Origin of the sequence: Azospirillum brasilense, from assembly GCF_003349955.1 — a bacterium.
In the GTDB taxonomy this organism is placed as follows: Bacteria; Pseudomonadota; Alphaproteobacteria; order Azospirillales; family Azospirillaceae; genus Azospirillum; species Azospirillum brasilense_B.
This window is the reverse complement of sequence record NZ_QLKQ01000142.1, coordinates 1-8,810: the sequence shown is the minus strand read 5'-3', so window position 1 is coordinate 8,810 and position 8,810 is coordinate 1. Positions and strand designations below refer to the sequence as shown.

Annotated in this window: 6 protein-coding genes; 5 read left to right on the top strand and 1 reads right to left on the bottom strand. The window is 69.5% G+C overall.

Going from position 1 to position 8,810, the window contains the following annotated elements; translation table 11 throughout:
- Positions 1–503 precede the first annotated feature (503 nt).
- Entirely contained in the window at positions 504–2,975 is a 2,472-nt protein-coding gene (locus tag DXK32_RS31375; RefSeq protein ID WP_114862079.1) for a ligase-associated DNA damage response DEXH box helicase, read from the top strand.
- On the top strand, positions 2,972–3,676 hold the full coding sequence (pdeM, locus tag DXK32_RS31370; RefSeq protein WP_114862078.1) for a ligase-associated DNA damage response endonuclease PdeM: 705 nt from the start codon (positions 2,972–2,974) through the stop codon (positions 3,674–3,676). The genes DXK32_RS31375 and pdeM overlap by 4 nt, the downstream gene beginning before the upstream one ends.
- A gap of 103 nt (positions 3,677–3,779) precedes the next feature.
- Here pdeM and DXK32_RS31365 read toward each other — a convergent pair whose 3' ends face one another.
- Positions 3,780–4,268 carry a fasciclin domain-containing protein gene (locus tag DXK32_RS31365; protein WP_114862077.1) on the bottom strand — a complete coding sequence of 163 codons (489 nt, stop codon included), beginning with the start codon at positions 4,266–4,268 and terminating at the stop codon, positions 3,780–3,782.
- A 267-nt stretch (positions 4,269–4,535) separates the two neighbouring features.
- Between DXK32_RS31365 and DXK32_RS31360 the strand changes: the two genes are divergently transcribed.
- The 3 genes from DXK32_RS31360 (at position 4,536) to DXK32_RS31350 (ending at position 8,788) form a co-directional block, all read left to right on the top strand.
- Complete coding sequence (locus DXK32_RS31360; protein WP_114862076.1) at positions 4,536–5,993, top strand: cryptochrome/photolyase family protein; 1,458 nt, start codon at positions 4,536–4,538, stop codon at positions 5,991–5,993.
- A 136-nt stretch (positions 5,994–6,129) separates the two neighbouring features.
- Complete coding sequence (locus DXK32_RS31355; RefSeq protein ID WP_114862075.1) at positions 6,130–8,163, top strand: PhoX family protein; 2,034 nt, start codon at positions 6,130–6,132, stop codon at positions 8,161–8,163.
- A gap of 118 nt (positions 8,164–8,281) precedes the next feature.
- Positions 8,282–8,788 (top strand): Fur family transcriptional regulator, encoded by a 507-nt coding sequence (locus DXK32_RS31350; protein ID WP_114862074.1) that lies wholly within the window; start codon positions 8,282–8,284, stop codon positions 8,786–8,788.
- Positions 8,789–8,810: the final 22 nt, after the last annotated feature.

Here is an 8,810-nt window from a genome sequence, read left to right as displayed (position 1 = left end):
AGCTCTCGCGCAAACCAAAGGTTTGCGCTGACGCGGCAGGCGGACCTTCGGTCCGCCGAGAGCGGGGGAGGGTCAGGGTGGGGGCAAGACCTCCCCACCCCAACAACGCGCCCAAGTGCCGCAGCCATCCCACCGAGCCACATCCCCGGTTGACCGCGCCCATGCATTCCTTTGGATGGTGCGTGTCGGCGGGCCCTGCCCGTCCGGCATCCGAGAGGAGGTGATGCGCTTGAAAAGGTACCTGAAGTGGTTCCGACGCTTCTGGTTCCGGGTGAAGTTGGAGTTCGAGGCCGGCTTCAACCAGGACCGCAACAGCTAAGGAACCAAGGGGCGGGGCCGGGAAACCGGCTCCGCCTTCAGGAAACCGAAGGCGCATCACCTCCTTGCTTCCCAAAATACCACAGCTTCCAAAGCCGTCAACGGGACGCAAGCGCGCTCCCGTTCTTGCTCCGTTCGATTCGCGACACTATTCTTTCCGGTCTCAGCGACTCACTCGGTCCTTCATGCCCGACCTCCCCTTCCCTCTCCTCCCCGCCAACGTCCAGGGCTGGTTCCGGTCGCGGGGCTGGGCGCCGCACCCGCACCAGCTCGCCATGGTCGAGGCGGCGGTCGCCGGGGACAGCGCCCTTCTGATCGCGCCGACCGGCGGCGGCAAGACACTGGCCGGCTTCCTGCCCTCGCTGATCGATCTGGCGGAGCGCCCGCGCGAGGGGCTGCACACGCTCTACATCTCGCCGCTGAAGGCGCTCGCGGTGGATATCCAGCGCAATCTGGAGGACCCCGTCGCCGAGATGCGGTTGCCCATCCGTACCGAGACCCGCACCGGCGACACGCCCGAATCCAAACGGCGGCGGCAGCGGGCCAACCCGCCGCACATCCTGATGACCACGCCGGAAAGTCTGGCGCTGATGATCGCCTACGCCGACGCGGCGACGATCTTCCGGCACCTGCGCTGCGTCATCATCGACGAGCTGCACGCTCTGGCCGGGACCAAGCGCGGCGACCTGCTGGCCCTGGGTTTGGCGCGGCTATCCCGGCTGGCGCCGCAGGCCCGGCGGGTCGGGCTGTCGGCCACGGTGGCGGAGCCGGCGCAGCTGCTCGCCTGGCTGTCCAAAACCGGGCACGCGGATGGCGGCGACGTGCGGCTGGTCACCGGACGGGCCGGCGCCTCCGCCGAGGTGGACATCCTGACGACGCGCGAGCGGCTGCCCTGGTCCGGCCGCATGGCCATGCACGCGCTGAAGGAGGTGTACCAGCGCATCCGCGCCCACCGCACCACGCTGGTCTTCGTCAACACGCGCGCCCAGGCGGAGCTGGTCTTCCAGGAACTCTGGCGCCTCAACGACGACACCTTGCCCATCGCGCTCCACCACGGCTCGCTGGCGGCGGAGCAGCGGCGCAAGGTCGAGGCCGCCATGGCGGCGGGCAAGCTGCGGGCGGTGGTGGCGACCTCCTCGCTCGACCTCGGCATCGACTGGGCGGCGGTCGATCTGGTGGTGCAGATCGGCGCGCCCAAGGGGGCGAGCCGGCTGGTCCAGCGCATCGGCCGCGCCAACCACCGGCTGGACGAACCGAGCCGCGCCCTGCTTGTCCCCGCCAACCGGTTCGAGGTGCTGGAATGCCGCGCCGCGCTCGACGCCGTGGCGGCCATGAGCCTGGACGGCGAGCGGCCCCGCCCCGGCGGCCTGGACGTGCTCGCCCAGCACATGCTCGGCATGGCCTGCGCGGAGCCCTTCCGGCCCGACGACCTGTACGACGAGGTGGTCTGCGCCGCGCCCTACGCCGGGCTGTCGCGGGACGAGTTCGACGACGTGCTGGACTTCGTGGCGACCGGCGGCTACGCGCTCGGCAACTACGAGCGCTTCCACCGCCTGAAGCTGCGCGAGGACGGGCGCATGGCGGTGGCCGGGCCTGCGGTGGCGCGGCAGTACCGCATGAACGTCGGCACCATCACGCAGGAGGCCATGCTGCGCGTGCGCCTGAGCCGCGGCCCGGTGCTGGGCGAGGTGGAGGAGCATTTCATCCAGGGCCTCACGCCCGGCGACACCTTCGTCTTCGCCGGCCAATTGCTGAAGTTCCTCGGCATCCGCGAGATGGAGGCGCAGGTCGCGAAGGGCGGCACCGGGGAGCCGAAGGTCCCGGCCTACGCCGGCGGGCGGCTGCCGCTGACCACCGCGCTGGCCGACCGGGTGCGCGCCATGCTGGCCGACCCGGCGCAGTGGCCCGGCCTGCCGGAGGACGTTCAGGAATGGCTGCGGCTCCAGCGCTGGCGCTCCGTCCTGCCGGCGCGCGACGGGCTGCTGGTGGAGAGCTTCCCCAAGGCCGGCAAGCGCTTCCTCGTCGTCTACGCCTTCGAGGGGCGGAACGCGCACCAGACGCTGGGGATGCTGCTGACCCGGCGGATGGAGCGGATGGGCTGCGGCCCGCTCGGCTTCGTCGCCACCGACTATGTGCTGGCGGTGTGGTCGCTGCGCACGCCCAGGGATATGGATGGGCTGTTCGACCAGGACATGCTGGGCGACGATCTGGAAGCCTGGATGGACGAGTCCTCGATGCTGCGGCGGACCTTCCGCAACGTGGCGCTGATCACCGGGGTCATCGACCGCCGCCATCCCGGGCAGGAGAAGTCGGGGCGGCAGGTCACCTTCTCCTCCGACCTGATCTACGACGTGCTGCGCAAGCACGATCCCGGCCATGTCCTGCTGCGCGCCACCCGCGCCGACGCGGCGGGCGGGCTGACCGACGTGCGACGCCTGTCGGATTTCCTGATCCGGGTGAAGGGCCGCATCACCCACAAGGACCTCGACCGCATTTCCCCCCTCGCCGTGCCGGTCATCCTGGAGATCGGGCGGGAACGGGTGGACGGCTCCGCCACCGACGAGCTTCTGGAGCAGGCCGCCGCCGATCTGGTGGCCGAGGCGATGCCGGAATTGGGGTCCGACGGTGACAGCCAAGGCCGCTTGACGTTGGGATGACCATGGACACGACGATGACCCTGCGGGGCGCCGCGCTGGCCCCCGACCCCTCCGGCGCGCTGGTCTGGCCGGCGGAGCGGACGCTGGTGGTCGCCGACCTGCATCTGGAGAAGGGGTCCGCCTTCGCGGCGCGCGGGCGGATGCTGCCGCCCTACGACACGCGGGCGACGCTCAGCCGGCTGGCGGAGCTGGTGGAGCGGCTGGCTCCGGAGCGGGTGATCTGCCTCGGCGACAGCTTCCACGACCGCCGGGCGGCGAGCCGCATGGAAGCGGGGGACGTGGCGCGGCTGCGCGACCTGACCGGGCGGGTGGCGGACTGGCTGTGGGTCACCGGCAACCACGATCCGCAACCGCCGGAGGGGTTCGGCGGGCGCATCCTGGACGAGCTGACGCTCGGCCCGCTGACCTTCCGGCACGAGGCGGTGCCCGGCGCCATCGGCGAATTGTCGGGGCATCTGCACCCGGTTGCCGCCGTCGTCGTGCCGGGCCGGCGGGTGCGGGAGCGCTGCTTCGCCTTCGACGGGGGAAAGCTGATCCTGCCGGCCTTCGGCGCATTCGCCGGCGGGCTGAACGTGCTGGACCCGGCGGTGTCCGGCCTGCTGGCGGCGCGGTTCGAGGTGCATCTGCTGGCCCGCGGCAAGGTCCACCGCTTTCCGCGCAGCCGCCTGTCTCCCGACAAAGCATCGCCGGACAAGGCTTAAAAAGAAAAAGCCCGGAGAGTCGGGGGAACTCTCCGGGCAAGTGGTCCTGCCGGAACCGGCGGTGAAACGTCCGGCAGGAGGGACCTCAAGAAAAAGCAGAACGTCAGTTCGGCATCATGACCGTATCGATCACGTGGATGACGCCGTTGGACGCCATGATGTCGGGCTTCACGACCTTCGCGTTGTCCACCATCACGCCGCCCTTCGTCGCGTCGATATCCACGGTGGTGCCCTGCACGGTCTTCGGCATCGCCGTCTTGCCGGCGATATCGGCCGAAATCACCTTGCCCGGCACCACATGATAGGTGAGTACGGAGCGGAGCTTCTCGCGGTTCTCCGGCTTCAAAAGATTTTCGACGGTGCCGGCGGGCAGCTTGGCGAAGGCCTCGTCGGTCGGGGCGAAGACGGTGAAGGGACCGGCGCCCTTCAGCGTGTCCGCGAGGCCGGCGGCCTGGACGGCCTGGACCAGCGTCTTGAACTGGCCCGCCGCGACGGCGGTGTCCACGATGTCCGCCGCCTTCGCGGAGAGGGCGGCGAGGGACAGCGGCAGGGCGACGGTGGCGGCGGTCAGCAGGCGTGACAGGCGGGACATGTGGTTTCCTCCATTGATGGCGTCTCGTTCCTCCCCCGACCGTGGAACCGGCGCCGTCGGCCGCCGTGCCTCCGGCTCCACGTCGTGGCAGCGAAGGCGGAAATAGCGGCGCGGAAATCACCGTCAATAGGAATTGTCCAGGAAAAATTTTTTCTGCTGCGGTGATCCGGAGCAATCGACGTCGCGTAGCAAGAGCCATTGACCGCGGTCATTGGCTGCGGCGTTTTGGCATGCCCGTTCTTCTGTCCATTTCCTTAAAGTTGGCCGATGAAGACCGATCAATCCCCCATCCTCGTCTGGTTCCGCAACGATCTTCGCCTTGCCGACAACCCGGCGCTCAGCGCCGCGGCGAAGGATGGGGCGCCGGTCATCCCGATTTACATCCGCGAGAAGGACGCCCACGATCCCTGGCTTCCCGGCGCCGCCTCCCGCTGGTGGCTGCACGGCAGCCTGGAGCGGCTGGGCAAGGCGCTGGCCACGCTCGGCTCGCCCCTGGTGCTGCGCAGCGGCGACCCCGCCGCGGTGCTGGCGGCGCTGGCCGAGGAGACCGGCGCCGACACCGTGCTGTGCAACCGTCGCGCCGGTCCCACCGCCATCGCCCGGGACCGGAGGGTGGGCGACCGGCTGACCGCGCGCGGCGTGACGGTCCACCCCCACAACGCCGCCCTTCTCTACGAGCCGGGGACCATCCGCACCAAATCGGACACGCCCTTCCGAGTCTTCACGCCCTTCTGGAAGGCGCTGCTGTCCATGCCGGAGCCGCCGCGCCCCACCCGCGCGCCGGGCAAGCTGACGCCGCCGGCCAAGCCGGTGTCCAGCGAGTCGCTCAAGGATTGGGGCCTGCTGCCCGAGGCACCCGACTGGGCCGGCGGCCTGCGCGAGCACTGGGAACCCGGCGAGGAGGCGGCGCGCGAGCGGCTGGCCGATTTCCTCGATGGACCGGTGGCCGCCTACCCGACCGAGCGCGACCGCCCGGACCATGACGGGACCTCAGCCATGTCGCCGCATCTCGCCTTCGGGGAGATCGGCCCACGGCAGATCTGGCACGCCGCGCGCCACGCCGCCGACCAACGGCATGAGCTGGCGGCCGGCGCCGAGGCCTTCCTGCGCGAACTCGGCTGGCGGGAGTTCAATCACCACCTGCTGCGCGAGGAGCCGGGCATTCCGGACACGCCCCTGGACACGCGCTTCGCCCGCTTCCCCTGGAAGACGGACAAGAAGGGCCTGCGCGCGTGGCAGCGCGGGCGCACCGGCTACCCCATCGTGGACGCGGGGATGCGCCAGCTCTGGCAAACCGGCTGGATGCACAACCGCGTGCGGATGATCGTCGGCTCCTTCCTCATCAAGGATCTGCTGATTCCCTGGCAGGAGGGCGAGGCGTGGTTCTGGGACACGCTGGTCGACGCCGACATCGCCAACAATGCCGGCAACTGGCAGTGGGTGGCCGGCTGCGGCGCCGACGCGGCCCCCTTCTTCCGCGTCTTCAACCCGATCCTCCAGGGCGAGAAGTTCGACCCGGAGGGCGCCTATGTCCGCCGCTACGTGCCGGAGCTGGAAAAGCTGCCCAATCGCTGGATTCACAAGCCGTGGGAGGCCCCCGACGAGGAACTGCGGAAGGCAGGGGTTACGCTTGGCAAGGACTACCCGCGGCCGATCGTCGACCATGGCACCGCCCGCGACCGCGCGCTGGCCGCCTTCCAGGAGATCAAGAAAGCCGGCGATTGATCGTTGCCGGATCGTAAAACCCGACCGTGTGTTTTCATTCCGCCTTCATGGGAGTGCAAAGAAACCGTCACAGGCCCCCGGTAAGGTGCGCCCGCCCAACCCCAAATAAATTTGCGGAAAGAGACGAGGCACACCGATGGACACCCATGACCTGCCCCAGAAGGGCACCAAGTATCTGACCTTCGAGGGCCGGGAGGACATCGGCTCCAACCCGTCCGAAAACCCGACCATGGGCGACGTCATCAACGCCCGCCTCGGCCGTCGCGACCTGATGCGCGGCATGCTGAGCGGGGCCGCGGTCAGCGCCCTGATCGGCCCGGCCGCCCTGCTCTCCCCGACCCGCGCGGCCGAGGCCGCCGTGACCGGCGCCACGCGCCCGGCCAAGGCCAGCTTCTCCTTCCAGGAGGTGGCTCACGGTGTCGACGCCGACCATCACGTGGCGGCCGGCTACAACGCCGACATCCTGATCCGCTGGGGCGACCCGGTGGTCCCCGGCGCGCCGGCCTTCGACCCGATGAACCAGACCGCCGAGGCGCAGTCGAAGCAGTTCGGCTACAACAACGACTTCGTCGGCTACGCCCCGCTGCCGCTCGGCTCGCAGTCGCCGGACCGCGCCCTGCTCTGCGTGAATCACGAATACACCGACGAGGAGGTCATGTTCCCCGGCGTCGGCGTGGAGCAGCAGAAGGACAAGTTCGCCCGCATGACCAGGGCGCTGGTGGACATCGAGATGGCCGCCCACGGCGGCACCGTCGTCGAGATCCGCAAGGTCAAGGGCAAGTGGGTGACGGTGGCGGACTCCCGCTACAACCGCCGCATCACCGGCGAGACGCCCTGCGCCATCACCGGCCCGGCCGCCGGCCACGCCCTGATGAAGACCAGCTACGACCCGACCGGCACCATGGTCCGCGGCATGCTGAACAACTGTTCCGGCGGCATGACGCCCTGGGGCACCTGGCTGTCGGCGGAGGAGAACTTCAACGGCTACTTCTGGGGCAAGGTCGAGGACGTCAACCCGAACGCCAAGGTGCTGAAGCGCTACGGCTTCCCCGGCGAATGGTACAACTGGGGCGTCCATCACGACCGCTTCGACATCGCCAAGGAGCCGAACGAATCCAACCGCTTCGGCTGGATCGTCGAAATCGACCCCTACGACCCGACCGCGACCCCGAAGAAGCGCACGGCGCTCGGCCGCTTCAAGCATGAGGCCTGCCAGATCGCGCTGGGCAAAGACGGCACCGTGGTCGCCTACACCGGCGACGACGAGCGGTTCGACTATGTCTACAAGTTCGTCGCGGCCAAGAAGTTCGACCCCAAGAACCGCGCCGCCAACATGGACATCCTGGAGACCGGGACGCTCTACGTGGCGAAGTTCAAGGCCGACGCCTCGGTCGAGTGGCTGCCGCTGGTCCATGGCCAGGGTCCGCTGACCGCCGAGAAGGGCTTCCCCGACCAGGCCACCGTCCTGATCAACGCCCGCCTCGCCGCCGACGCGCTGGGCGCCACCAAGATGGACCGCCCGGAGGACATCGAGGTCAACGCGGTGACCGGCAAGGTCTACGTCATCCTCACCAACAACTCCCGCCGCAAGCCGGAGCAGGTGGACGCGACCAACCCGCGCGCCGAGAACAACTGGGGCCACATCGTCGAGATCCTGCCGGAGAACGGCAACCACGCCTCGACCAAGGCGGAGTGGACGATCCTGGTGCGCGGCGGCAACCCGGCGGACGAGAAGGTCGGCGCGCAGTTCCACGCCGACACCTCGGCCAACGGCTGGTTCTCCTGCCCCGACAACGCGGCGGTGGACCACCGTGGCCGCCTGTGGATCACCACCGACCAGGGCGAGAACTGGAAGAAGGCCTCCGGCACCGCCGACGGCGTCTGGGCCGTGGAGACCGAGGGCAACCTGCGCGGCCTGTCCAAGATGTTCTACCGCGTGCCAGTGGGTGCGGAGATGTGCGGCCCCTGCTTCACCACCGACGACAAGACCCTGTTCGTCGCCGTGCAGCACCCCGCCACCGACGGCGTCGACCAGTGGGAAGGCTTCAAGGGCAAGCTTTCCTCCTTCGAGGACCCGGCGACCCGCTGGCCCGACTTCAAGCCCAACATGCCGCCGCGCCCGTCGGTGGTCGCGATCACCAAGAAGGACGGCGGCGTGATCGGTCTCTGACCGTACGCCTGACCGTCCCATAATCCAGCGACACGCCTTGAAAGGGCGGCCTCCGCGTCCGGGGCCGCCCTTCTTCTTTGTCTGGTGTCGGCGTCCGGCGATGTAATAAGATAACGCCATGACCGTCGATCCCCATTCCACCGCCGGCCCGGCCTCCCGCCATGGGCACGACCACGCGCATTGCATCGCCGATGCGCTGACCCGCGCCGACGCCCTGTGCGCGGAGCGCGGCGCCCGGCTGACGGCGCTGCGCCGGCAGGTCCTGGAGCTGGTCTGGAACAGCCACAAGCCGCGCGGCGCCTACGCCATCCTGGAAGACCTCAGCCAGCGCGAGGGCAAGGCCACCGCCCCGCTGACCGTCTACCGGGCGCTGGAGTTCCTGGTGGAGCATGGGCTGGTCCACCGCATCGAATCGCTGAACGCCTACATCGGCTGCGCGGCGCCGGGGGCCGTCCATTCCGGGCAGTTCCTGGTGTGCGAGACCTGCGGCAACGCCGTGGAGATCGACGACCCGCGCATCCGCGCCGCCATCGGCACCATCGCCGCCGAGCATGGTTTCCAGGTCAGCCGCCCCACCGTCGAGGTGCGCGGCACATGCACCGACTGCCAGGAGAAGACCCCGTGACCGCCGCTCCCACCCCAGCCGC

Excerpts from the sequence above, each read along its gene's own strand:
- DXK32_RS31375 (WP_114862079.1), top strand. The coding sequence starts at position 504 with ATGCCCGACCTCCCCTTCCCTCTCCTCCCCGCCAACGTCCAGGGCTGG.
- DXK32_RS31360 (WP_114862076.1), top strand. The coding sequence starts at position 4,536 with ATGAAGACCGATCAATCCCCCATCCTCGTCTGGTTCCGCAACGATCTT.
- DXK32_RS31365 (WP_114862077.1), bottom strand. The coding sequence starts at position 4,268 with ATGTCCCGCCTGTCACGCCTGCTGACCGCCGCCACCGTCGCCCTGCCG.
- DXK32_RS31355 (WP_114862075.1), top strand. The coding sequence starts at position 6,130 with ATGGACACCCATGACCTGCCCCAGAAGGGCACCAAGTATCTGACCTTC.
- DXK32_RS31350 (WP_114862074.1), top strand. The coding sequence starts at position 8,282 with ATGACCGTCGATCCCCATTCCACCGCCGGCCCGGCCTCCCGCCATGGG.
- pdeM (WP_114862078.1), top strand. The coding sequence starts at position 2,972 with ATGACCATGGACACGACGATGACCCTGCGGGGCGCCGCGCTGGCCCCC.